The organism is Metabacillus kandeliae, assembly GCF_021166585.1.
GTDB lineage: Bacteria > Bacillota > Bacilli > Bacillales > Bacillaceae > Metabacillus_B > Metabacillus_B kandeliae.
In genome coordinates this window covers 963,104-986,760 of record NZ_JAJOZE010000001.1, presented here as the reverse complement: position 1 = coordinate 986,760, position 23,657 = coordinate 963,104, and the positions used below count along the sequence as shown (strand labels likewise).

27 protein-coding genes are annotated in these 23,657 nt (G+C 42.4%); 7 read left to right on the top strand and 20 right to left on the bottom strand.

The genetic code is table 11. From position 1 onward, the window contains the following. Positions 1–95: 95 nt before the first annotated feature. The 5 genes from LRR81_RS05030 to LRR81_RS05010 form a co-directional block, all read right to left on the bottom strand. The gene (locus tag LRR81_RS05030; RefSeq protein ID WP_231788182.1) at positions 96–1,106 is read right to left on the bottom strand and encodes a LacI family DNA-binding transcriptional regulator; all 1,011 of its coding nucleotides are present in this window, start codon (positions 1,104–1,106) and stop codon (positions 96–98) included. Between the two features lie 146 nt (positions 1,107–1,252). After that, positions 1,253–1,531, bottom strand: coding sequence for a DUF3219 family protein (locus LRR81_RS05025; protein ID WP_231788181.1), 279 nt, complete (start codon positions 1,529–1,531; stop codon positions 1,253–1,255). Between the two features lie 22 nt (positions 1,532–1,553). Further along, positions 1,554–1,928 (bottom strand): IDEAL domain-containing protein, encoded by a 375-nt coding sequence (locus LRR81_RS05020; protein WP_231788180.1) that lies wholly within the window; start codon positions 1,926–1,928, stop codon positions 1,554–1,556. A 24-nt stretch (positions 1,929–1,952) separates the two neighbouring features. Further along, positions 1,953–2,399, bottom strand: coding sequence for an Rrf2 family transcriptional regulator (locus tag LRR81_RS05015; RefSeq protein ID WP_231788179.1), 447 nt, complete (start codon positions 2,397–2,399; stop codon positions 1,953–1,955). A 96-nt stretch (positions 2,400–2,495) separates the two neighbouring features. Further along, positions 2,496–2,795, bottom strand: a complete 300-nt coding sequence (locus LRR81_RS05010) for an iron-sulfur cluster assembly accessory protein (RefSeq protein WP_231788178.1) — start codon at positions 2,793–2,795, stop codon at positions 2,496–2,498. Between the two features lie 117 nt (positions 2,796–2,912). Between LRR81_RS05010 and LRR81_RS05005 the strand changes: the two genes are divergently transcribed. Both LRR81_RS05005 and LRR81_RS05000 read left to right on the top strand, forming a co-directional pair. Then, positions 2,913–3,104, top strand: coding sequence for a hypothetical protein (locus LRR81_RS05005; protein WP_231788177.1), 192 nt, complete (start codon positions 2,913–2,915; stop codon positions 3,102–3,104). 77 nt (positions 3,105–3,181) lie between these two features. Further along, positions 3,182–3,634, top strand: a complete 453-nt coding sequence (locus tag LRR81_RS05000; RefSeq protein WP_231788176.1) for a YndM family protein — start codon at positions 3,182–3,184, stop codon at positions 3,632–3,634. Between the two features lie 443 nt (positions 3,635–4,077). Here LRR81_RS05000 and LRR81_RS04995 read toward each other — a convergent pair whose 3' ends face one another. Together LRR81_RS04995 and trhO are read right to left on the bottom strand one after the other, a co-directional pair. Further along, positions 4,078–4,677 (bottom strand): nitroreductase family protein, encoded by a 600-nt coding sequence (locus LRR81_RS04995; RefSeq protein WP_231788175.1) that lies wholly within the window; start codon positions 4,675–4,677, stop codon positions 4,078–4,080. A 165-nt stretch (positions 4,678–4,842) separates the two neighbouring features. Next, entirely contained in the window at positions 4,843–5,817 is a 975-nt protein-coding gene (gene trhO, locus LRR81_RS04990) for an oxygen-dependent tRNA uridine(34) hydroxylase TrhO (RefSeq protein WP_231788174.1), read from the bottom strand. Between the two features lie 206 nt (positions 5,818–6,023). On the opposite strand from trhO, the gene LRR81_RS04985 reads away from it, so the two are divergent. After that, entirely contained in the window at positions 6,024–6,998 is a 975-nt protein-coding gene (locus LRR81_RS04985; protein WP_231788173.1) for a DUF4003 family protein, read from the top strand. Between the two features lies 1 nt (position 6,999). Next, complete coding sequence (locus LRR81_RS04980; protein ID WP_231788625.1) at positions 7,000–7,821, top strand: DUF817 domain-containing protein; 822 nt, start codon at positions 7,000–7,002, stop codon at positions 7,819–7,821. Positions 7,822–7,832: 11 nt separating this feature from the next. Here LRR81_RS04980 and LRR81_RS21180 read toward each other — a convergent pair whose 3' ends face one another. Beyond that, the gene (locus LRR81_RS21180) at positions 7,833–9,248 is read right to left on the bottom strand and encodes a TerD family protein (protein WP_269448487.1); all 1,416 of its coding nucleotides are present in this window, start codon (positions 9,246–9,248) and stop codon (positions 7,833–7,835) included. Between the two features lie 173 nt (positions 9,249–9,421). Between LRR81_RS21180 and LRR81_RS04965 the strand changes: the two genes are divergently transcribed. Continuing rightward, a complete protein-coding gene (locus LRR81_RS04965) occupies positions 9,422–10,420 on the top strand; it encodes an LLM class flavin-dependent oxidoreductase (protein WP_231788623.1) in 999 nt (332 codons plus the stop codon). 34 nt (positions 10,421–10,454) lie between these two features. Here LRR81_RS04965 and LRR81_RS04960 read toward each other — a convergent pair whose 3' ends face one another. The 11 genes from LRR81_RS04960 to LRR81_RS04910 form a co-directional block, all read right to left on the bottom strand. Next, positions 10,455–10,886 carry a VOC family protein gene (locus tag LRR81_RS04960; RefSeq protein WP_231788172.1) on the bottom strand — a complete coding sequence of 144 codons (432 nt, stop codon included), beginning with the start codon at positions 10,884–10,886 and terminating at the stop codon, positions 10,455–10,457. Positions 10,887–11,260: 374 nt separating this feature from the next. After that, positions 11,261–11,989, bottom strand: a complete 729-nt coding sequence (locus LRR81_RS04955) for a YqcI/YcgG family protein (protein ID WP_231788171.1) — start codon at positions 11,987–11,989, stop codon at positions 11,261–11,263. A gap of 241 nt (positions 11,990–12,230) precedes the next feature. Continuing rightward, positions 12,231–12,842, bottom strand: coding sequence for a molybdenum cofactor guanylyltransferase (locus LRR81_RS04950; protein ID WP_231788170.1), 612 nt, complete (start codon positions 12,840–12,842; stop codon positions 12,231–12,233). Positions 12,843–12,846: 4 nt separating this feature from the next. Then, on the bottom strand, positions 12,847–13,851 hold the full coding sequence (moaA, locus tag LRR81_RS04945; RefSeq protein ID WP_231788169.1) for a GTP 3',8-cyclase MoaA: 1,005 nt from the start codon (positions 13,849–13,851) through the stop codon (positions 12,847–12,849). Between the two features lie 31 nt (positions 13,852–13,882). Next, positions 13,883–14,116: a molybdopterin converting factor subunit 1 gene (gene moaD / locus LRR81_RS04940; RefSeq protein WP_231788168.1), complete on the bottom strand. Its 234-nt coding sequence runs from the start codon at positions 14,114–14,116 to the stop codon at positions 13,883–13,885. A 16-nt stretch (positions 14,117–14,132) separates the two neighbouring features. Next, complete coding sequence (mobB, locus tag LRR81_RS04935) at positions 14,133–14,657, bottom strand: molybdopterin-guanine dinucleotide biosynthesis protein B (protein WP_231788167.1); 525 nt, start codon at positions 14,655–14,657, stop codon at positions 14,133–14,135. Beyond that, a complete protein-coding gene (locus LRR81_RS04930) occupies positions 14,642–15,910 on the bottom strand; it encodes a molybdopterin molybdotransferase MoeA (RefSeq protein WP_231788166.1) in 1,269 nt (422 codons plus the stop codon). The genes mobB and LRR81_RS04930 overlap by 16 nt, the downstream gene beginning before the upstream one ends. Positions 15,911–15,985: 75 nt before the next feature. Continuing rightward, complete coding sequence (locus tag LRR81_RS04925) at positions 15,986–16,732, bottom strand: methyltransferase domain-containing protein (protein ID WP_231788165.1); 747 nt, start codon at positions 16,730–16,732, stop codon at positions 15,986–15,988. A 103-nt stretch (positions 16,733–16,835) separates the two neighbouring features. Next, positions 16,836–17,255, bottom strand: a complete 420-nt coding sequence (locus tag LRR81_RS04920) for a helix-turn-helix domain-containing protein (RefSeq protein ID WP_231788164.1) — start codon at positions 17,253–17,255, stop codon at positions 16,836–16,838. Positions 17,256–17,564: 309 nt separating this feature from the next. Beyond that, the gene (locus LRR81_RS04915; RefSeq protein WP_231788163.1) at positions 17,565–19,712 is read right to left on the bottom strand and encodes a type IA DNA topoisomerase; all 2,148 of its coding nucleotides are present in this window, start codon (positions 19,710–19,712) and stop codon (positions 17,565–17,567) included. Positions 19,713–19,878: 166 nt separating this feature from the next. Continuing rightward, positions 19,879–21,012 (bottom strand): zinc-dependent alcohol dehydrogenase, encoded by a 1,134-nt coding sequence (locus LRR81_RS04910; protein ID WP_231788162.1) that lies wholly within the window; start codon positions 21,010–21,012, stop codon positions 19,879–19,881. Positions 21,013–21,161: 149 nt separating this feature from the next. On the opposite strand from LRR81_RS04910, the gene LRR81_RS04905 reads away from it, so the two are divergent. Then, positions 21,162–21,782: a flavodoxin family protein gene (locus LRR81_RS04905; protein ID WP_231788161.1), complete on the top strand. Its 621-nt coding sequence runs from the start codon at positions 21,162–21,164 to the stop codon at positions 21,780–21,782. A gap of 202 nt (positions 21,783–21,984) precedes the next feature. On the opposite strand, the gene LRR81_RS04900 is transcribed toward LRR81_RS04905, so the two are convergent. Continuing rightward, positions 21,985–22,752 (bottom strand): SDR family oxidoreductase, encoded by a 768-nt coding sequence (locus LRR81_RS04900; RefSeq protein WP_231788160.1) that lies wholly within the window; start codon positions 22,750–22,752, stop codon positions 21,985–21,987. A gap of 152 nt (positions 22,753–22,904) precedes the next feature. Between LRR81_RS04900 and LRR81_RS04895 the strand changes: the two genes are divergently transcribed. After that, positions 22,905–23,651 carry a (S)-benzoin forming benzil reductase gene (locus tag LRR81_RS04895; RefSeq protein ID WP_231788622.1) on the top strand — a complete coding sequence of 249 codons (747 nt, stop codon included), beginning with the start codon at positions 22,905–22,907 and terminating at the stop codon, positions 23,649–23,651. Positions 23,652–23,657: the final 6 nt, after the last annotated feature.

The following is a 23,657-nucleotide window of genomic DNA, read 5'->3' as shown; positions in this document are numbered from 1 at the left end:
TAGAAGTTAAATAAAAACATTGTAAATGTTGCGTAAATAATCATGCAAAAACCTTATTATTTGCGTCATTTTATCGCAAAAAAAAAACAGCAGACCTAGCGGCTGCTGTTCCGGATGATGACTTTATGAGGGATAACAATCTTTCTCGGAATTTCTATGTTTTGGCTGATTCGTTCGCAAAGGATGTCCGCTGCTGCCATTCCCATCTGTTCTGTGAAAATTTTGACCGTGCTGAGAGAAGGGTATGTATATCTGGCAATGGGCAAATCATCAAAGCTGATAATGGAAATGTCATCAGGCACCTTTAAGCTGGCTTCCTGAAAGGCGCTTAAAACCCCTAAAGAAACAGTATCTGAAAAAACAATAAAAGCATCAGGCATCTTCTTGTTTAGCGAGTGATTGGCAATTTCAAAGCCGGCTGAAGGAGTCGGATCATCGATCACAAGATGGAAGGACGGGTCATATAATTCTTTGCTCTTCATAATAAGCTGGTAGCTTTCTTCTTTTATATCAGGGTACGCCTGACCGTCCCCGACGTATTCCTTCTTGCCAATATAGCCGATTTTCCTGTGCCCTTTTTCAATGCAATACTCGATCAAATCTTTCATTGCAGCAAAAAAATCTGCTGTGACACTGTCGAATAAAAGAGGGTCCGGAGAAGAATCAACAAAAATAATATTGCTTGAATTTTCTTGAAGAACCTGTATTTCCTGTGTTGAAAATTTTCCCACCGCTATAATGCCATCCGTATTTTTGTTCTTGTTTTTTTGAAACTTTTCCACTGTATAATAATGTCTGAAAGGAATGTTTTTAGAGATGAATCTTTTTTCAATCCCTGAACGGATTTCTCTGTAATATAAAAATTCATGCTCCTGTTCTTCCTTAAACCAATATACAATGCTGATAGAAAAGGCTTCTTTTGCTGCTCCAGCCTGTTTCAGCGGCCTGAGCTTTTTGCGGCTGAAATAATCGAGCTCTGCAGCAGCTTCTTTAACTTTTAAAACTGTTTCATTTGAAAAAGAATACGTTTTATTGCCGCTCAATATTCTGGAAACCGTTGCAATTGAAACTTGTGCTTTAAGCGCAATATCTTTAATGGTTGCCATGATTAACCCACCAATAATTATATTTCTTCTTCAGAAACATAGCTCATTTTGCGTTAAAAAGGAACAAATTTGCGTTAAGTTTACAAAATATTAATACATCTGCACCGTTGCAAACGAAAAACCTCCATTAAAAAATGGAGGCTTCCTTATTTTTCGGTTAATTCAAGAGTGAATTCCCCTGTTTCATTTTCTTTGTATAAATTCGTTACGGTAGAAAAGTAATTGGTTATAGTGCCTTGGAAGCTTAAATTGCTTTCAGGCACCTCAACTTTAAAATTGTTTTCGTACAACAGGACAGTGATATCATGATATTCCTGGCCGCTTCTGACTTTAAAACGAAAAGAGATTTTTTTCTTGTCCGCCGATTCATCTTTAAAATCATAAGTCTTGATCTCTCGGTTATTTAAAGTAACAGTCTGTTCCATCCAGTCCCTCACTTTTTAATGGCTATTTAAAAAAGTAGCTGTTTTTATCTGATTCTTTTGCTTTTTTATCTTTTTCCATTACTGCAGGGCTGTCAGCTTTCAGCTGGTTTGTAAGCTCAAGAAACCATTCCTTATCATTCGTTAAAAGAGCCAAATCAATAATCTGCTGCAGCTGTTCTTTTGAAATGGCTTTTGACATCGCCGTTTTTTCAACCCATTTGCTTAAAACCCCTATTGTTCTGCCCGCAATATGCGGATTGTCGCAGTGTACAACTTTGACCTTTACAACACCATTTGATGCTTCAATTCCTTCGATATATCCGTAAATCATTTCCCCGCTTTTTAATTTACCGCGAATCCAATCTCCAGTTTTGATAAAGGTTTGGTTGTCGTTCATCGTATACTGCTCCTCTCGTTTCATTTATAATAGTCGATCTATATGCAATTCATCAGCATGATGTTTCACTCTATGAAGCAAAGATGCAATTGTTATGGAGTTCAGGAATGTTTCTAATACATCTTCAGCCTGCTCAAATACTTGATCCATCACAGGCTGTATTTTAGAAGAAACAGGACAGGTGCCTTCAGGATCGCCTGTCAGCCAGCTCGGTTTAATTGAGCCGCAGGATAATGCTCTGTATATTTCTCCAAGATTCATTTCCATCGGATCAAGATTAAGGATGTATCCTCCACCTATACCCTCTTTTGTTGCAATAAATCCGTTTTTTTTCAGACAGCTCATAACTTTTCTGATTCTTGCAGGATTTGTAGAGACATTTCGGGCAATGCATTCACTTGTTGCCATATGATCAGGCAGGTAAGCCAGATAAACAAGACTATGGACAGCAATCGTAAATTCACTGTTCACTTTTCACCCGCCTCCTCTTTAGGCAAAATTCTGTAACTAAATTCATTACAGTTAAAATGTATTTACATCTTTTTCCAAGCGTTTTATGCTATACTATTAATGATGATGGCCGCCTTTTGAAGGGTTGGTTATCACAAATCCTTCTTCAGGAACGTAATAATACTGAATCCAAACACCATCGAGAAATTCCTCACGCTTATCAAGCAGGACGGTAATTCCTTTGTCTGTTTCAACCAGTTCATCATGCTCATTTGGTACATCAAGGCCAATCTCATAATGGGCGTGATCTCCATGCATATGGGTGATCGAAACCCTCACATGCTGAGCTTTTGCTTCCTCTTCTGCCAGCATGTTATTCAAAACTTTTGCAGCATTGCGGTTAATTTTTGCTTTCATGACTTATTCCCCTTTAAATGAACTAGTGTAAAAGATACTATAACAGGAAATCTGTTTAAGGAAAAGTATTATGTTTTAATATTTTCAGAATATTCAATAAAAATTCGGCGGTGGATCATGGCTATTTCAATTGTGTTAGTAGTCCTGACAGGCGTTCTTTCCCTTGTCGGTACGATTGTCATTGGCGGTAAAGGCGAAAAGGAATACTCTTCATCAACTAAAAAAAATCTGCTTGGGCTGTCTCTCATTTATGCAGTACTTGCTGTAATCATGATTGCCGGTTTAGGGTTATTTATTTATTTTAATTAATCTTTATCAGAGAGTGCCTCTCTCCTATGTATGATTCCTGCCAATTTGATCAAACTGTTATGGAGGAGGTGTCTCTAGTGAGGCATATCATTGCACTTGGTATAAAATTTTTAACAGGGGTAGTTGCTTTTGCTGCCGGACTTGATTTGTTTTTTGATGCCACATTCGTGGATATCTTATCCTTCAGTTTTTTCGCAACATTCTTCACTTATCTGCTGGGTGATCTTATTATCCTTCCCGCACTTGGCAACGCAAAGGCTTTAGCCGCCGAATTTGCCATTACTTATATGAGCGTGTGGATATTTGGAAGCGTCCTGCTGAATGGGTATTTGCAAATTGCATGGGGAAGCATCATAGCGGCATCTGTCATTACAGCTGTCGAAGTCCTCGTACACCGGTTCATCGCTTCAGATATTAAGGAGAATGCTGCAGAAGGCTTTGAGCTGAATCGAAGCTTTGCATTTGCCACAGAGTTTTCAGAGGAAAACCCCGCACCGGAAGATATGAAAAAGGATGACAGTGAAAAATAAATCACTGTCTTTTTTTCTGCAATAATTTTGGTTATTCGCTCTTCTATCTCTTTATTCGGTAAGATCAGCCATGAACAGAAGGCTGAAACGAGTTTTTTGTAGAACGTTTAAAGGTTTCAATATTTTACAAAGACGGTATAAACTCTATATAGAAAACTTTTGGAAAAGGAGTGCTGCAAAATGGTAATCCGTGCAGGAAGCTGGAGAATGCTGACCGCTAAAGAAAAATTATTTATTTTAAAAGCCGTTAGCCACAAAATGAAAACTGTTCATGCTTAAGTTCTCTTCTCTCTATCATTGCCCCTTTATTTCTAATAACAGCTGCTCGCTTCAGAAATACTTATTACTTCCCCAGGCATTAAAAAAGCAGCACTGCCCATAACAGGGAATACTGCCTTTTAAAAACTGTCTGCTATGGAAAGTGCTGTTTACTCTTTTATAACTTACTTATACACTTTTACCCGGCTTTCCAAAGATTGATATTGCTTCTCTGCTGGTGGCGCTGTTGGTTTTCCGAAAGGCATTTGAGCGATCAGCTTCCAGTTCTCAGGAACATCCCACTCTTCTTTAACCTGCTCGTCAATCAGCGGGTTATAATGCTGAAGGGAAGCACCAAAGCCTTCGCTTTCCAAACCAGTCCAGATGGCAAACTGCAGCATGCCAGATGATTGCTGTGACCAAATTGGGAAATTGTCCGCATAAAATGCGAATTTTTCCTGAAATTCTCTTACAACATGCTGATCTTCAAAAAACAGTACTGTGCCATACCCGCTTTTAAAGCCTGCCATTTTCTCTTCTGTTGGAAAAAAGTTTTCAGCAGGCACGATTGCCCGAAGTGTTTCTTTCGTCAAATCCCAAAGCTTATCATGCTGCTCTCCAAGGACTACAACTGCTCTTGCACTTTGAGAATTAAATGCTGAGGGAGCATGCTTTACAGCAAACTCGATAATCTCCTGAATCCTCTCATCAGAAACGACTGTCTCCTTGCTTATTCCATATATGGATCTTCTGTTCTCAATGGCTGAGAAAAATTCAGCTGCCATCGTGCTTTCCTCCTCTTTCAAACCATTCATTCAAAAATATTGAAATAAAATAGTTTTGTCTAAATTATTTTTAATTCGAGATAATAATATGATAAACGGCCCTCTCTGTCAAATGATAAGATGCAAAAAAGCCTGAAGGACATTTTCAGTCCTTCAGGCTTTTGTTCAGCTCATTACCGGCATTGTATTTTCAGCTTTTAACTCTTCAAGCTTGCGCTGAATGTCATCCTCAGTCAGTCCGTGCTCTTTCACATACAAATTCATTGGATGCGTAAGGCATTCTTCAGAGCAGCTTCTCCAGTGCTTTTGTTCATTTTCTTCAGAAGCAAGAATTTGTTTGTTGCACACTGGGTTAGCACAATTTGTATAGCGTTCGCATGGCTCTCCTGTGAAATAGTCTTTGCCGACAATCACATGCTCTTTCCGGTTAACCGGCACACTGATGCGCTCATCGAATACGTAGCATTGGCCATCCCATAGCTCGCCCTGGACTTCAGGGTCTTTGCCGTAAGTAACAATGCCCCCGTGCAGCTGTGCTACATCTTCAAAGCCTTCTTTTACAAGAAAACCTGAGAACTTTTCACAGCGGATGCCGCCGGTGCAGTAAGTTAAAATTTTCTTTCCTTCAAGCATTTCTTTATTTTCTCTTATCCAATCGGGAAGTTCCCGGAAAGCTTGTATATCCGGCTTAATGGCCCCTTTAAAGTGGCCTAAATCATATTCATAATCGTTTCGCGCATCCAGAATAACGGTATCTTCCTGCTGCATGGCTTCAAAAAATTCTTTCGGACTGTAGTATTTTCCCGTGATTTCATGCGGGTTTACATCATCCTCAAGACGGAGAGTGACCAATTCTTTGCGCGGACGCACATGCATTTTTTTGAAAGCATGCTGATCAGCTTCATCAATTTTGAAAACCATATCAGCGAAACGAGGGTCATTTTTCATTTCATTCATATAGGCTTCTGTTTGTTCAAATGTGCCTGACACTGTTCCGTTGATCCCTTCATTTGCGACAAGGATACGGCCTTTCAGCTCAAGCTCTTTGCAAAACTTCAAATGCTGTTTCGCAAATTCTTCAGGATCCTCAATTGTTACATAGTTGTAGTAAAGTAAAACTCGGTATGGGTTATTCGACATATTTATCACCTGTCTATTTATATTTGCAAGATATAAATGATCAAGGTCATTATCTTAGCAACATAATATATTACAGGATATCCTGCTCATTTTCAAGTCTTTTTTGCTATACCGCCTTACAATCTGCAGCCCTTATTCTGGAACTTCTCTCATTTTCCGCGTCGAAATTTGATATAGTTAAGAAAAAAAGCTAAGGAGTGGATGTGTTGAATACGGCCAGCTCACTAAAAGTGTTTCGAAGCCACTTTGAAACCTTAAAAAACGGAGTGAAGTGGAAGGGTCTTGATCAGCGTTCAGCCATGATGATTGCATCCATGTATACCGTCAATGATAGCCCGCTTTCACTCGATTCATTTCTTTCATTAAGTGAAAATATTCGAAAAGATAGCGGCTTATTTTCCCCGCTAAGAACAGCATCCCGCTTTACGATCGCTTCTGCTCTTGATGTACATCATGAGGACCCTTCTTCCGCTTTTCAAAAGCTTCAGAAAGTATACGGCTTGCTTGTGGAAAAAGGATTTTCGAAAGGCATTTATACATATATTGCAGGGACAGTGCTTCTAAAGGAGGATTTCACGGATGAGGTGTGTGAAAAAGCTTCCCATTTGTATAAAGGGATGAAAAAAAATCACTACTTCCTTACAAATCAAAGCGACTATCCTCTCGCTGTTTTGATGGCTCTTCAAAAAGAGCCCATAAATGACATTCTTGAAAGTATGGAAAACCTTTATTCCGCGCTAAGCGGCAAATCTTTCAAAAAAGGAAATGAACTGCAGTTCCTCAGTCATATTCTGACCCTAAGCAGTGAGGGTGAAATCCTTCTGGATAGGTGTGAGAGGATCCATAAAGCTCTGTCAGAACAAGGCATTAAACCGAAACCTGCATTTTATCCAGGCATCGGACTTCTTGCATTGATCGACAACAGCACTGAGTTTGTCCCTTCTGTAAAAGAAACATATGATGCTTTGAACAGCGATAAATATTTCAAATGGTACCAGGATATGAACCGGCTGCTTTCCGTTCAGCTGGCTGCAGGCAAACAAATCGGGAAGGAAAAGCTTGCCGAGGCTGGATTTTCCGCTGCTGTTGAAGCCATTTTGCAGGCACAGCAGGCAGCCATGATTGCCGCTGTTTCAAGTTCGATCGCTGCTTCTTCCTCTGCTGACGGAAGCTCTTCCTGAGATGAAAAAGCATAGTGTGAACTTCCTGCTTTTCGGCTGGCAGCAGGCGCTGTCCTGCTTGTTCCCTGCTGCCATTTTTTTGGCGCTTGCTGTCACGAAATATCTTCCGCCGATGCCATTATTGCACCGCTATGATTTAATACTGATGATTTGCCTGTTCGTCCAATGGCTTATGGTTAAGTATAAGCTGGAAACAAAGGATGAATTAAAAGTTATTCTCTTATTTCATGTGCTCGGTCTTTTGCTTGAGATCTATAAAGTGCATATAGGCTCCTGGTCATACCCTGAAAAAGCATGGACAAAGATATTTGATGTGCCATTGTACAGCGGATTTATGTATGCAAGCGTTGGAAGCTATATTTGCCAGGCATGGAGAGGATTTGATTTGGACGTTCTTAACTGGCCAGGTTCAAAAAAAGCAGGATTACTTGGGATTTTAATATACGGCAACTTTTTTTCTAATCACTATATGTATGATTTGCGATGGTTTTTATTTGCTGCCATATTGCTGCTGTTCTTCCGGTGCTATGTCACCTTTAAGGTTAATGGCACAGTATATAGCATGCCGCTTTCGCTTTCCTTTGTCCTCATCGGCTTTTTCATTTGGATAGCCGAGAATATTGCCACCTTTTTTGGCGCATGGCAATATCCGGATCAGCATACGGGATGGCAAGTTGTTCATCCATCCAAAATCAGCTCATGGCTCTTGCTTGTGATCGTCAGCTTTCTCCTCACTGCACAGCTGAAGATGGTCAAACAAGGCAAATCCCGCTCAAGATCAGCAGAACCAGTACAGACAAAATCCCACCAGGATATCTCCTGATGGGATTTATACTAGGAAAGAAATTCAGATGGATTTAAACCAAGCTCTCTGCAAATATCTGATACTGTCTGCTGTTCGGATGGGTCAAAATTGCCATCAGCAAAGCCAACGGCAATGCTGTACCTGACAACAAGACGGCCAACCTCAGGTTTTGTCCGGATTCTTCCTAAGGCCTTCAGCGCTTCTGCACGCCCTATCATCCAGTCCCGTTCAATTCCTGATAAAAAGAAGTTGAAGCGCTCCAGCACTTTTTGGGTGTCAAACACTCTGAGCTCCTGGCTGGTATGAATAAATTCGTGCACTTTTTGCCGCTCAACGCTGGAAATGCTTCCGTCAGCCATACTGACTAGAGCGCATCCTGCTACTACTGCATCAAGAACATCCTGATTTTTAAACCGCTGAAATAAGTCCATTGCATTTCTCTTTTGATCATTTGCCCATGCAGCAAAATCTTTTTGATCGGGTGAGAATTTATGGAAGCATTGGCCGCACGTAAATTGCACTTTATTGCCCCCGACAAATCCTCCAAGAAGTCCGACTGGTCCGAGTAACAGGCCGCCTACAGCAGCTTTTCCGATTCCAAAGCCTTTCTTGCCCGCATTCAAGTTTGTGGAACGGCATCTTGGACAGGACATCTGTCCAGCGCCTGTTTGCTGCCCTGTTTGGGCCGGATAAGCAGTTGCTGCAGTCTGATAGGCGGCTGCACTAGGCTGGGCATACGAGGCTTGAGGCTGATAGCCTTGCGGTGCCTGCTGATAATTCGGAGCGGGAGTCTGGGGCTGGGTATAGTAATTTCCTGCCTGATGCATGCTCTGGCCGCCTTGGAACGCTGGAGAAGGTTCTGGTTCATCATCAACCTCTACGCCAAAGTTACGGCACAGTGCAGCAAGCCCCCCTTGAAACCCGCTTCCGATTGCGTTAAACTTCCATTCCCCGTTATGCCGGTATAATTCCGCCGCTACAATGGCTGTTTCGACAGAAAATTCCTGCCCTAAATTGTATCTCAGCAGTTCTTCATTGGTATCCTGACGGTAGATTCTGATATAGGCGTTGGAAACCTGTCCAAAGCTTTGCCCTTTGCTTTTTGCATCATGGATCGTAATAGTAAAGGCAATTCTGGCAAACGATAACGGCACCTGCTGCAAATCAATCGTGACGCATTCATCGTCTCCGGCACCAGCACCTGTGCGGTTATCTCCCAAGTACATAACTGAACCGCCGGCACCGCTTGGATTATTGTAAAAGACAAATCCGGATTCGGATTGCACCTTTCCGTTTTCGCCCAGCAGAAATACAGAAGCATCCAGGTCATACTGGCTGCTGCCTGTTTGATTGACATCCCATCCTAAACCGGCAGCAATCTTTGACAGTCCAGGGTAAGACTTTGTCAGATCGGCTTTTTGGCCCTTGCGCAGTGTTACTCCCATAGTTCATTCTCTCCCTTTGTTTCTAGGAATTTAGTCTTTTTTTCCATTTTAACATTAGTTAAAGGTTTGCCCAACAAAAAACAAGCGGCTTTCTGCAGGAGATCATTATAGTTGGAACACTGCTCTGCTTCCATTATCCTTAATAGATATGAATCATACGAAAGCAGGTTATGCTGATGAAATTAAGCATTCTTGACCAGGTTCCTGTCCGTAAGGGCTCAAGTCCGGAACAGAGCCTGAACGAATCGATTGAAATGATACAGCTGGCTGAGAGCCTTGGCTATAAACGATACTGGTTTGCAGAGCATCACAGCACAAGAGGACTTGCTTCTTCAGCGCCCGAAATCCTCATTGCAGCCGCCGCAGCTGCAACAAAAAAGATCCGCGTTGGTTCAGGAGGTGTTCTGCTTCCCCAGTACAGCCCCTATAAAGTCGCAGAAACGTTCCGCCAGCTTTCAGCCCTGTATCCAGGAAGAATTGATCTCGGCCTTGGCCGTTCTCCGGGAGGAACAGAAAAAGTCAGACTCGCTTTAACAGACGGACATAAGAAAAGCATGACTGACTTTCAAAGACAGCTGAACGATTTAATCTTCTTTTTAACCGATACGCTGCCGCCCGATCACCCTTCCTACGGAATAAAAGCTGCACCTTCTGCCTCCATTCTCCCGGAGCTTTTTCTGCTCGGACTTGGAGAAAACAGTGCAAGGCTCTCTGGTTCTAAGGGCGCAGGCTATGTGTTTGGCCATTTTATTAAAAATGAACGAGGAGAACGCGCACATGGGCTATACAAAGAAGTTTTTGCATCTTCGCCATTTCATGACAGCCCATCTCCCATAACAGCTATCTTTATTATTTGTGCAGATACCGAAGAAAAAGCGGAAGAATTGGCAATGAGCCAGGATTTATGGCTGCTTCGGGTAGAAAAAGGGCTCGACAGCAGGATCCCGGATTATGAAGAGGCGGCCTCTTATCCCTATACAGAAAGCGACCGGGAGAAAATAAGCCATAATCGCAGGCGGATGGTGATCGGATCTCCTGAAACGGTAAAAAAACAGCTGCTGGAGTTAAAAGATGCCTACCAGGCTGAGGAGTTTATGGTTTTAACGAACGTCTATAGCTTTGAAGACCGAAAGAATTCTTATAAGCTGCTCTCGAAGCTATTTCCTCAATAAAAAAACTGTCTGGCTGCAGACAGTTTTTTTATTGCTAAAAAGAAAGCATGGCTCCTCTTTCATCAAAAACAGAGTCAGGGTTATAAGCTACTTCCCATACATTTTTCTCAGGATCTGCGAAATAAGCAATTCTCCCGCCCCAAAATGCCTCATAAGGTTCTTTTAAAATTTCCGCATCTGCCTGTTTTATTTTCAGCATGACAGCATCTACCATTTCGCGCTCTTCTACATTGATGGCTAACGTCACCGGTTTATAGCCTCCAGTCGCAGCTGTAAACTGAATGCCGGCATCTTCCTCTATTTTTTTCAGAGGATAAAGAGAAAGAAGGACGCCTGCTGTTTTAAATACGGCATATTCATCTGAGCTGATTGCTGTCTCTTCCCAGCCGAGACGCTGGTAAAAAGCTCTCAGGACTGGAACATTTTCCGTCCCGATGGTTAAAAGTGAAATTCGCTGCGGAATCATTTAACTGCTCCTTTCTAAATCTGATAATTTAACCATTCTGTTTCGTCAGGGCTGTTCCCTGCTTGCTTGCAGCAAAATTAAGTTTAGCAAGCGTAAAATTCACTTTTAACAGTTTGGACAGTAAAGCAGCTGTTTTGGACAGTAAACCTGACATTTCCGCCAGTAACGTTTATCTATTGAACAGTTAATGAAGAGCCGGCTGGTAAGGCAGTAAGAAAACTCGTAAATAGGACTGTAATAAGAAGTTTTTTCGGTCTATTAGATGGCCAAGAGAGAAATTCATCTCTGCATCATGTTTATAATCATTTTATGTAAACCCACCTCCGTTTACCGCAAAAAAGAAAAGCAGCCCGCTCAAGCAGGCTGCCGTGATATTACCCTTTATGATGAAAAGGGCATTTTCCCTGAATAGGTTCTGCATCATCGCCAATAAAAAATTGCTTCCATTCGTTATGCTCCGGATCGCCGTAATGGCTGATATTCGGGTGCTTTGGCAGCTGATCCCACTTTTCAACCCTTTCTCTCACTTTCTCGCGGGACATGATTCCGCCTTTCTCTGTTCCTTCCAGGCCTTCAAAAATCATGCGAGGCTGAAATCCGAACACAAGCGAATGACCAAGATCCCGTGTTTTTCTTTGCTTGTAGGCTGGTGCATTTCCGAAGACAAACATCGGCTCTCCAGCAAAGTGGTAGTCCCACAAATAATGCTCGGGATCTTTAGGCTTGCCGCCTGGCCACGGCTTTTTATCCTGCTCATGCATGTATTGAAGCACATCCCAAAAATATTTCCGGTAGTGCTCCAAATCCTTCTCCTGCAGTTCAGGTTCTGTAAAAACAAAGAGGCCATGGCGGATGTATGGCGGCTCCTTGAAAAGCTCCAGGAATTCTTCGGCAGCTTTAGGAAGGTTGGACCAGTCATCATGCGTTATGTATGCGTAGCGAAGTTCACCCTTATTTTCCGCCTTCATGCCAAAATAACAAGGAAATGTTTTGTCTGTAACGGTTTCATGAAATTGCTTGTACTCTCGGATAACCCAATCCGGCACAGCGTTTGGATCTGTCATATCTTCTTTTGTTAATAGAGAGCGATTTTTTGTAAGCATTTTATTCCTCCAATTGAGTTACTCCTTTACTACTTCCCTTCTGAAAAAAAACTGAAACTGACGAGATCCTTCCAAATGTGCTAAAAAAAATAGCTTGTTTTTGCTATGTGAGCATGTTAAGATAGTTTAGCGATGAGCTGAGTTGTGTAAGTCGAAAAACGCCCTTAATTGGAACAAACTATGTGGAGTTTGGTTTTTCGCCTCAATACGCGAGAGACGCCTGGCATGCCAGGCGTCTTTTTTATATGTCATTTTCAGTCAGCCTGCTTAAGGCTTCCTGGTCATTAATATTCGCCAAATATTCTTTATTAAAAAGATCGCCCTCTATATATCTTACTGGAATTTCATCTAAGAAAGCTTTCATGCTCTGTTTCCCGCTAACTAAGAGATCCAGAATCAAAGCTTTGGCATCAGCATGATAGACAGCAATTAAAGGCTGGATGCCCTCTTCATTGACAGGAACGATTGCTTTAGCGTCCATTTCTTTTTCCGCTGCCGTTTTTAAGTATTGCACGGCTGATTTTGGCACAAGCGGTGCATCACATGGAAGAATAATATACCAATCAGCCGGTACTGCTGACATGGCAGAATAGATGCCTGCAAGCGGCCCTTGTCCTTTTACAGCTTCTAAATCTTCTATTATATTTGCAGAACAAGTGGCTGCTATTTCTTGTTTATGCTCTTTTCGGCATACGACTGCAAGAGATTCTGCCGCATCCTTTAGGGCATTCAATGAATAGTCCAGGAACCTCTTGCCATTATAAATCGCAAAAGCTTTCGGCTCCCCGAACCTTCTGGAAAGCCCTCCAGCCAGAACGACTCCCGCTGTCTTGACTTTAATTGAATTCTTCATTTCTTCATCCGCCAATATAGGACATTTCGATCCGTTTTTTTCCGCGCACCGTTTCCTCTGTCCGCTCATCTGAATATCTGTCGCTTCTCTGCAGCCAGATGTTTTTAATTTCACTTTTAATCTTCTCGTCGCTTGCTCCTGAACGCATTAAATCCTTCAGATCGTACCCTTGTTCAGCAAAAAGGCATGTGTAAAACTTTCCTTCTGCTGATATTCTTGCTCTTGTACAGGACGAGCAGAAAGATTGAGTGATGGAAGAGATAATACCGATTTCATCAGCGGAATCCTTATAGCGGTATCTTTTGGCGACTTCCCCATAATAAGCGGCATCTGCCGGTTCAAGCGGAAAATGCTCCCCGATCTGTTCGATGATCTCTTTCATGGTAATAACTTCATCCATTTTCCATCCATTTGTTGCGCCAACATCCATAAACTCGATAAACCGGAGAGGAATATGCTCCTGTTTAAAAAATTCTGCCATCGGCAGTATTTGATCTTCATTCATTCCTTTTTTCACTACCATATTGATCTTTACTTGCAGTCCTGCCTTTTTGGCTGCAGCAATTCCTTTCAGCACCGGTTTTACTGCAACCTGCCTGCCGTTAATTTTTTTAAATGCTTCATCTTCGATGGCGTCAAGGCTGACATTCACCCGCTTAAGCCCTGCTTCTTTTAATTTGCCGGCATATTTCGGCAGCAGCATGGCATTGGTCGTAAGAGCGATATCTTTGATTCCCGCAATATCGTTGAGCTGTCTGATCAGTTCGTCGAGGTCTTTCCTAAGAAGGGGCTCACCGCCTGTCAGCCTGATTTTTTCTACACCATGACCGGCAAAAAAGCGGGCAAGCTTAGTTATTTCTTCGAATGTCAGGAGCTCTTCTTTATCTAAAAACCGGAAATCCGGTCCAAAAATTTCAGCTGGCATGCAATAAGTACACCTGAAATTGCATTGATCGATTACAGATATACGAATATCTTTTAATGGTCTGTCCCATCTATCAGTAATCATTTCATTCTCTCCAAACGTGGAAGTATCCAGATCATCCTCCGCTTACTGGAGGAATCAATGCGGCGGTAGAGCCGGCTTTAATGACTTCATCGTGCTCTGCGTACTCTTCATCAACCGCTACCATGAGCGATTCCGGCAATTGCAGGCTGAATGTCTTTTCTAACTCAGCCAGGAGCTCAGAAACGGTCATTTCTGAACTGTCCAGCATGTATACATCCCGTCCAGCCTGTTCTTTTATTCCAGCGAAAAACAATACTTTTATCATAAGCAGCCCGCCTCCGTTAACATGTAAACAGCCAATTCTGCTGAAACCAGCTGCATATTTTTTGATGATCTTTTATATGGAAATAAGGGCAGTCAAGGCTTGTGAAATCCTCAGAGTAAAATGGGGCAGCTATAGCCGCAATATTTTGAAGTTCCTCAAGAAGGACCAAATCTTCTTCATTTCTAATAAGGACAAGCTTCGGGTATTTTTCTCTTTTGTATCCTTCAATCAGGATAACATCTGCGCCAAGGGATTTGTAAAGCGCTACGATTTCATCAAGCCTAATTTCATGCTTTTTCATCGCAAGCTGCATTAGCCCCTCCCCTTCAACAGCTGCCAGAAATGCACCGGATTTTAAATGGCGTTCACTGTCTTTCATTTGGTGAAGATCAGGTTCACCGCCGTGGCCGTGATGCTTAATAGAAGCCATTTTAACATTCTGGCTGCTGCCGGCCGCAAGCAGGCTGCAGACCAGCTCAGTTTTTCCGCTGTTTTGATAGCCGACAATCTGGAGTATCCTGCCCCCTAGTTCCAATGCCACTGGCTCCCTTCGCTGCTTTCATGGAGCAGCACATCAACCAGATCGCCCCTCTGGAAGCCCCTTGTTCCGCCCGGCAGCATAATAAAACAATCAGAAGCTGCAAGTGAACTGACAGCACTTGATTTGTTAAACCCGCTTGGCGCAACAGTAACAGCATCTTTTTCAAAGCTCATTTTACTTCTGATAAAGCGGGTGAAGGGATTCGGTTTTGCAAAATCCTCCGACAGCCTGCCTTGTATTTTTTTTAAATGCGGCTTTTCAGAGAAAAGCCTTGTTTGTATAACAGGCCGTACAAAAAGCTCAAATCCTGTAAAACAGGCAGATGGGTTGCCGGACAGGCCGTAAAACACGATGTTATCTTTATGGGCGGCGGTCGTAACACTTCCCGGCCTCATCGCCACTTTATTGAAAAGGACCTCTGCTCCAAGCTTTTCGTAAACTTCCGGCATATAATCAAAGTCTCCAACAGAAACTCCTCCTGTTGTAATGAGAAGGTCAAACTGCTGTGAAGCCTCTTTAACTGCTTTATAGCACGTTTCCAGATGATCCGGGAGCTTGCCGAGAAGCACAGGCTCTCCTCCCGCCCGCTGCACCTGGGCGAAAAGCATATGGGCGTTGCTGTTGCGGATTTTCCCAGGCTCTAGAGCATCACCGGGTTCAAGTAATTCTGTGCCTGTTGCAAAAATACCAACTTTAGGAGGCACAGCAGCCTGCAAGTATTCATAACCGAAGGTAGCTAGGAGGGCATGAACGCCAGGATTAATTCTTTCCCCTTTTTTAGCTAAAACAGTGCCTTCTTTCGCATCTTCTCCTTTATAGGAAAGATTTGTACCTGGCTGAAAAGATCGTTTTACCGTTATGTATGGCTGGCCATTCTCTTCTTTTTCCTGAACAAGCTCAAGCATGACAACTGCATCGCATCCTTTAGGAAGGGCAGCGCCTGTCATGATCCGGATGGCTTCATTTTCACCGGGTACTTTTGATGCAACGCTTCCTGCTCCTATTTCTTCTATTACTTTTAAAGAGACAGGCTGGCTGCTTGAAGCGCCAGAGGTATCCTCTGCTCTTATGGCAAAGCCATCGTAAGGAGAACGGTCAAAAGGCGGCACATCGTGCTTTGCAGTTAAATCTTCCCCAAGCACTCTTCCATACGCCTTATCAATATGTATTTTTTCCGTTTTTCCCTGTCCCTTTAACTTCATTATTCTTGCTATAGCTTCAGCAACTGGGATCGGGTGTCTTTTTTCAAGCAAGCAATCACCGCCTTGTTTACATAAAATATATATGATGTTCTATACCCTGTTTTACCTGTTGGTAATCAGCGTGATCTACTTCATGCAATGGCAAATATAGCGGTTAATGCTGTAAAAATATCGGCCTTTTTTATGAGCTTCCACCAGGCCCTTTTTCCATTCCTCTCCTTCTTTTTTTGTGATCTTCCCTTTCTCTTCAAGCATGCCTGCCATCATATCTGCCATTCCATAGGAATACGTATATTCAGTGAACTGCAGATTCACCATAGGATAGACAAAAGGAATGACTTCCTGAAAACCTGCTTCCCTGCATAAACCATACAGCTCTCTTCCAATAATTCCATTGGGTCCGTCATCTGAAAAAAACTGTGTGATTTTCCGGTTTAACTGCGTATTTTCTGAAGAAAAAATTTGCGTTTCGTAATCAGAATGATTAATAAATGCCTTACTTCCCGTTTTCAGCACCCGTTTAATTTCTTTGATTGCAGTTAAAGGATTTTCCACCCATTCTAATACCTCCACACAGAAAACGGCATCAAAAAAACCATCTTCATATGGGAGATTTTCAGCATCAGCTCTTTGAAATTCCACCCCTTCATTGTTCCAGCGCTGATTGGCCTGCTTTATTGTTTCAGCGCTGCTGTCAATGGCGATTATCCGGAGGTCAGGTCTAAGCCTGGCTAAATAAACATCCGCTTCTCCTGTATTGCAGCCTGCATCTAAAACAACCGCTCCCTCTGGAATGTCCATTATATCGAAATAGTATTGCCATTGTTCTTTAATATCCTCTTTTGGCGGATCTATAAAATAATCCTGAGACAAAGCAGTTCACCCTTTCTATAAAAGTTTAAAGTTTGTTTGGTATTAGTACCTGGTAATAATTGCAGAAAGTTTGTTTAGTGTTAGTACCTGGTAATTAAATGCTTTACCATTTTTCAAGCTCTGTTAAAACAGCAGAAAGCATATCGGCAGATTTTGAATCTTTGCGGCCGAGCAGTCTTTTAACCCTTTCTACGATCTCCAATCGGCTCTTCTCTTCCTGCAGCTGAGCAAGCTGTGTTTCGGACTTCTCATCACCCGTCTGATGGATTAATTGCATTCTTATATCGATTTCAAGCGCAGGATTCAGCTCTTTTGCGTATTGACCTTCATCTGTCAGCATGTCTGCCTGAATGCCGAGAAACTCACTTAGGGAAGAAAGGCGTTTCGCGGGAATTGGACGCCGCTTTTTTACCCAGTCAGAAAATTGCTGCGGGGTAATATTCAGTTCTTTCCCCACCGCAGAAAAAGAGGTTCCTTTGGCCTTTATAACATAATCAAGAACAGTTAAATAGGGATGAGCCATTGTTCTACCTTCCCTTCAAGACGTATAGTATGTCAATTCTAATTGCCGACGTAGTGTATGTCAAACATTCCTGCTCTTCCTCACCTTTATTAATGAATGATGTTCTATATATGGAACACTTATATAAAAATAAAAAGAGGCGCTCTGCCTCTTTTTGCTATTCCGGAAAAACAAAATTAGTGCAGTTCATTTTCTTCAGGATAATCTCACAGCCTTTAGGCTCTTTGAAATACGGCTGTTGGAGTATTACTCATGCGGGGCAGGTGCTGAGCCTGCTTAGGTCTCACCTGTCCCGCTGCACCTGTTAGCCTATTTTAAAAACTCCATTTTCCAGCTGAAATAGTCATTGTCACTGTTTTTCTCATATTTCAATACGGCATCAAACGAATTCCCTTTTTTGCTTTTAAGTCCCTTTACGGTAACCGACTTGTTTTTAAGAAGCGTCTTTACCATTGTTTTCGTTACTTTTTTCTGCATGGAGGCTAGGAATTTATCATTCTTCCAAATAACAAATTTGCAGCCTTGCTTCCAGCCGCTGCAGCCGTACCCTTTTAATCCTTCTACAATTTGTTTTCCGCAAAGAGGACAGCTGCCGAGCACTTCTTTTTTCTTTTGCAGTTTTGAGCCTTCACTGAGAATCACATTTTCAAAGCCTTTTATCTTTTCAACAGACTCTTTTGTAAACTGATATATCTGTGCCAGAAATTGTTCTTTAGCCATCTTGTTTTTTTGAATATCAAAGAGGTATTTCTCAAGTCTGCCAGTAAACTCAAGGTCAAAGAGCTCTTTTACGGGCAGTGTTTCTACCAGCTTTTTTCCAAGCTCTGTGCAGCGGAGGGATTTACTTTCAGAGTAAATGTAGCCGATCTCTTTTAATTTTTTAATCGTGTCTGCCCTGGTTGCAGGTGTACCGATGCTATAGCCTGCTAAAATGCTTCCGACAAGCTCTTCCTCGTTTTTCGCCGCTCTCCCGCATGTTTCCATGACCTTTAGCAAAGTCATTTCCGAGTGAGGCTTTGGCGGCTTTGTTTCCTGCTCTTTTACATCAAGTGATTCTGCTGTCACCTGTTCATTGAGTTCTACTTTTGGAAGCAGCGAGTCTTTTGTTTGAATACTTTCTGCTTTTCTCCAGCCCTCAGTTATTTGGACGCGGCCTTTTGAATGAAAAAGATGCTTCTCCCCTTCATGCGCAACTGTCGTTTCAAGCTTTGTTTCTTCATGCTTAGCCACTGGCATAAACTGCGTAACAAAGCGGTTTTTAATAGCCAGGTACACCTTTTCTTCATCTGCTGAAAGCTTTTTCGGCTTTATATAGGTTGGGATGATCGCACTGTGGCTCTCCACTTTTTTGTTATTAAAAATTCGTTTTGAAGCGGAAAATTGAATTTCTTCAGAAAAAGGGTAATCTTCTTTCACAATCGCCAATACTTTTGCCGTTTTCTCCTTCAAGCTCTCTTCCAGGGCTATGCTTGCCGTTCTTGGATAAGTAATCAGTTTTTTTTCATAGAGTGACTGGGCAATTTTTAATACTTTATCAGAAGTCCAGCCTTTGTGTTTATTCGTGATGTATCCTTGTAGACTGGAGAGATTGAATAAAAACGGAGGATATTCCTGTTTCAATTCCACCTTTTTTTCTGTAATGACCCCAGTCTTTTCAGCAAGCATTTTTGCAAGCAAATCAAGGGAATCCTTTTCTTTATGCTTATCTTGCCCCTTCAGGGTGTAGGCGCCTTCATATTGTTCATTTTTATTTGTTTTAAAAAGTGCAGCAAGCTTATAGTACTTTTCAGGCTTGAAATTTTCTATTTCCAGGTCTCTGTCATAAATGATCTTTAGAGTCGGCATTAATACCCGTCCAATATTCAGAGCTTTGCCTGAGCCTTTCTGAAATTTGAGCGTTGCTGCAGAAGTTAAGTTTATTCCAAGCGCCCAATCCGTCCATTGCCTTGAAAGCCCTGCATTCAATAAAGGCCTCATTGTTTCATTGGGCTTTAAATTTTGAAGCCCTTTCAGCACTTCTTCAGCTGTCCATTCATTCAGGAGCAGCCTGTACACTTTTTTGCCTGATTTTTGATGATAAATAATGCTGTCGCCGATGAGCTGCCCTTCTCGGTCATAATCGCAGGCAGATATAATAGCGTCTACATCTTTTCTTTTTATAAGAGATTGAATGATTTTAAGCTGCTTTACAGCCCCGGGGTCTGATTTTTCCCGGTTACTGGGACTGCTTTTAACTTTGTATTGAAAAGAATCAGGCAGAAAAGGGAAGTTTTCCATCTTCCATTTTGCCATCTTTTGGTCGTAATCCTTCGCATCATAAAGCTGCAGCAGATGGCCGAAAGCCCAAGTGATGATATACCCTTCGCCTTCTAAGTAACCATCCTGCCTGCCTTTAATTTTCAGTGCTTCTGCAATATTTTTTGCCACAGAAGGTTTTTCTGCAAGAATGAGTTTCATATTTGATCACCTTTATTTCTGCTTCTTTTCGTCTCCAGGTTCAAATAGTTTACCATATTTTCTAGGATTGGAATAAACACTAAAGCGGACTTTTCTATTCATAAAATTTCTTTTTCAGCATGAAAAAAGCCTGCTCGCGGCAGGCTTTTAAAAGTAAAACGATCTTTTATGGCTTCAAAATGCATTTAATGTTTCCATCGGATTTTTTATCGAAAATATCATATGCTTTTGGAGCATCTTCAAGGTTCATCGTATGTGTAATGATATCTGTCGGATCAAATTCTCCGTTCTCAATCATTTTATACAGCTTTGGCATTAGGTGAATAACAGGGGCCTGACCCATTTTTAGAGAAACGTTTCTTGAGAAAAAGTCACCAAGCGGGAAGCCGTCTGCAGGTGCGCCATAAACACCTGTCAGCTGAACCGTGCCGAACTTCCGGACTGCTTCTGAAGCGGTGATGATCGGCATGATGCTGCCTTTTTGGCTGCCGACAGCATTTTTAATTTTTTCCTTCATTGGTACAACGCCGTCCATTCCTACACAGTCAATTACGACATCTGCTCCGCCTTTTGTCGTTTCATTCAGCATTTGTCCGATTTCATCATAGTCATCAAAATTGTATGTTTCAACCCGGTTGGTTGCCTTCGCATGCTCTAACCGGTGTGCTACATTATCAACAGCAATAACACGGTTTGCCCCTTTCATCCAGGCAAATTTTTGAGCCATCAGGCCAATAGGGCCTGAGCCTAAAATAAGGACAGTATCGCCCTCTTTTACACCGCTATGCTCAACACTCCAATAGGCTGTCGGCACAACATCTGACAGGAATAGAACACTTTCATCCTTTAATTCACTGCTCTCAGGGACAACAAAGGAAGTGAAATCAGCATAAGGAACTCTTAAATACTCTGCCTGCCCGCCAGGATAGTTTCCGAATTGCTTAGAAAAACCAAACAATCCGCCGCTGTCAGAATGCGGGTTGGAATTGTCGCATTGGCTTTCCATCTGGTTTTCACAGAAGAAACATGTTCCGCAGCCAATGTTGAATGGAATAACAACTCTATCGCCTTTTTTAACATTTTTCACCTCAGGTCCCACTTCTTCAACAATGCCCATCGGTTCATGCCCAATTACATAATCTTCTTCCAAAGGAATGGCTTTTTTATAAAGATGCAAATCTGATCCGCAAATCCCGCTTGCTGTTATGCGGACGATCATATCGTCCCCTTTTTGAACTTTTGGATCCTCAACGTTAATCACTTCAACCTTTTCTTTACCCTGGTATGTTAATGCTCTCATTTTATTGCCGCCTCTCTTATTCTGATATTACCTTTTTTCCTCTTTTGGCCGTCTTAAACCCTAATTCTAGAAAATATAAGCGTTTCAGCCTATTCCCCTTGTGGTAGACAATGAACAAATACCATCTTGTAAAATCAAGGAGGCCAATAATGAAGGTTTTATTTTTTAACTGCTCTTTAAAAGGCGGAGAGGAAACATCCAATACGGAAGCCCTTTATCATAAAGTGGCGGAAATAATGAGAGAAAAAAAGCCGGATTTGGAATTCGAAAATGTACGGGTAGCTGATTACCGCATCCCCCTTGGAATAATGGATAAGGTTGATGATTCGGATGCATGGCCGGTCCTGCTGAATAAAATTCAGGAAGCGGACATTTTTTTAATTGGAACACCCATTTGGCAAGGCATAAGAGGGACTCTTGCTCATATCGTCGGCGAAAGATTATATGGGTCAGGAGCTACAAATGATAAAGGCCAGATGATCGGCTATAACAAGGTGGCCGGTGTAATCGTCACAGGAAATGAAGATGGAGGCAAGCACGCCGGAAGAGATATTCAGTTTGAATTGAACCAGGCAGGGTTTACAATTCCTCCATCAGCCCTCACCTATTGGGTTGGTGATGCAGGCCCAGGTCCAAGCTTTATTGAAGCAGAGGGCTGGAGCAATGAATTTACTAGAAGCACAAGCCGGGAAATGGCCTATAACCTGGTGCACCTCGCCAATATATTCAGCCATCAGCCAATTCCTGCAGAAGGAAACGTCAGCGAATAAGAAAAAGTCCTCAGCGATGAGGACTTTTTCTTATGATCAGAAGTGATAAATTTACTTGCATGACAGATTGTCAGAAGCTGATGGATCCAGCTCGAGCGCCTAGCCCCTCGAGGTCATAACCCGTTCAGCCAAAGAAAGGAAAAACCACCTTTCTCCGGCTGAACGTCTTATGCTTGTCGGGAAGGCGCTTCCGCTTTTCTTATTATCTTCTGAAACCGCCTTCCGAGTGAATGACCTGCCCTGTAATCCAGCCTGCTTCATCACCTGCAAGAAAACAGGCGAGCCTTGCAGCATCCTCAGGGGTGCCAATCCGGTGAAAAGGAAATTTTTTCACAAGCTTTTCCTTTAAATGTTCAGTCATCGTTCCTGAATCTGTCGGGCCGGGATTAATGGCATTTACTGTGATGCCTTTAGCGGCAAGCTCGGCTGAGAGTGTCAGAGTCAGCGCCTCTATAGCCCCTTTTGTTGCCGCATAGGCGATTTCTCCAGGCATCGGGCCGAGCGACTGGCCTGAAGTCATGCTGATAATTCGGCCGCCGCTGCCTTTGCTGAAAGCCCTGGCAAATTCGAGACTCAGCATTGTCAAGCCCTTCACGTTGACAGCATAATGCCGGTCAAGTTCCTCGGCTGTTAATGTAAGAAAATCAGTATGAGAAGAATATGCCGCATTGTTCACCAATATATCTGACTGGCCAAAGACCTTCTCAGCTTCCGCCATAATGCCTCTCCAAGATTCTGGCCTGCTCAAGTCAGCCTCTATGGAATGAATCCCTGTTCCCCATTTCCGCAGCTCCTCCATTAACAGTTCCGGCTCATTGCTCCCCATCTTCCATGGCATTTTTTTATCATGTTCCGTCCAGTAAGTAAATAAAATGTTGGCGCCAGAGGCAGCCATTTCTCTGCAAACAGCAGCTCCTATCCCCTGCAGACGGGTCGCTCCTGTAACAATCGCTGTTTTTCCCACAAGCATGCCGAACCACCTCCTATTACAATTACATTACAGTATATGTCTTTATTATCTCATTCCCTTTTCTTTAACCTGTCTACCCTTTTTGATAAAATTAGGATAGACAAAAAGTGTTTTTAGGTGAATTTTCAGCTAAGGAGGGAAAAATATTGAACGTGTACATCATTACCGGTGCAAGCAAAGGACTTGGGAGTGCTATGGCACAGAAATTACTTGAGGGGAACAGTCATCTTATCTGCCTTTCCCGAACCAAAAACAGAGCTTTGCTTCAGCTGGCAGAAGAAAAAAATGCAAAACTGGATTACATAGAAGCAGATTTAAGCGTTTCAGGAAAATCAGCTGGCCTGATGGATAAAATTTTTTCGCTGATCCATAAAGATGAGACACAGTTAATCTGCCTTATTAACAATGCTGGAACTGTTCAGCCTGTAGGACCAGCAGATAAAATCAGCGAGGAAGATATTGAAAAAAGCATCATGCTGAATTTAATCGCTCCAATGCAGCTTACCTCATCTTTTCTCCGCAACTGCGCAGAACATGACGCTGAAGCAAGAGTCATGAATATTTCTTCAGGCGCAGGAAGAAAAACGTATTCAGGCTGGAGCAGCTACTGTGCAGGGAAGGCAGGCCTTGATCACTTTACCCGTTCCTGCGTTATGGAGCAGGAAGAAAAACAAACAGGAATAAAACTTGTCTCTATCGCCCCTGGGATTATTGATACGGAAATGCAGCAGGAAATCCGTTCTTCCTCTAAAGAAGAATTCAGCCTCCATGAAAAATTTGTGAATTATAAAAAAAACCGGGAGCTTGCCTCACCTGAAGAAACAGCAGAAAAACTGCTGCGTGTTCTTCACAGTCCAGATTTCGGTGCAGAAACAATCATGGATGTGAGAAATGTATAAATAGTA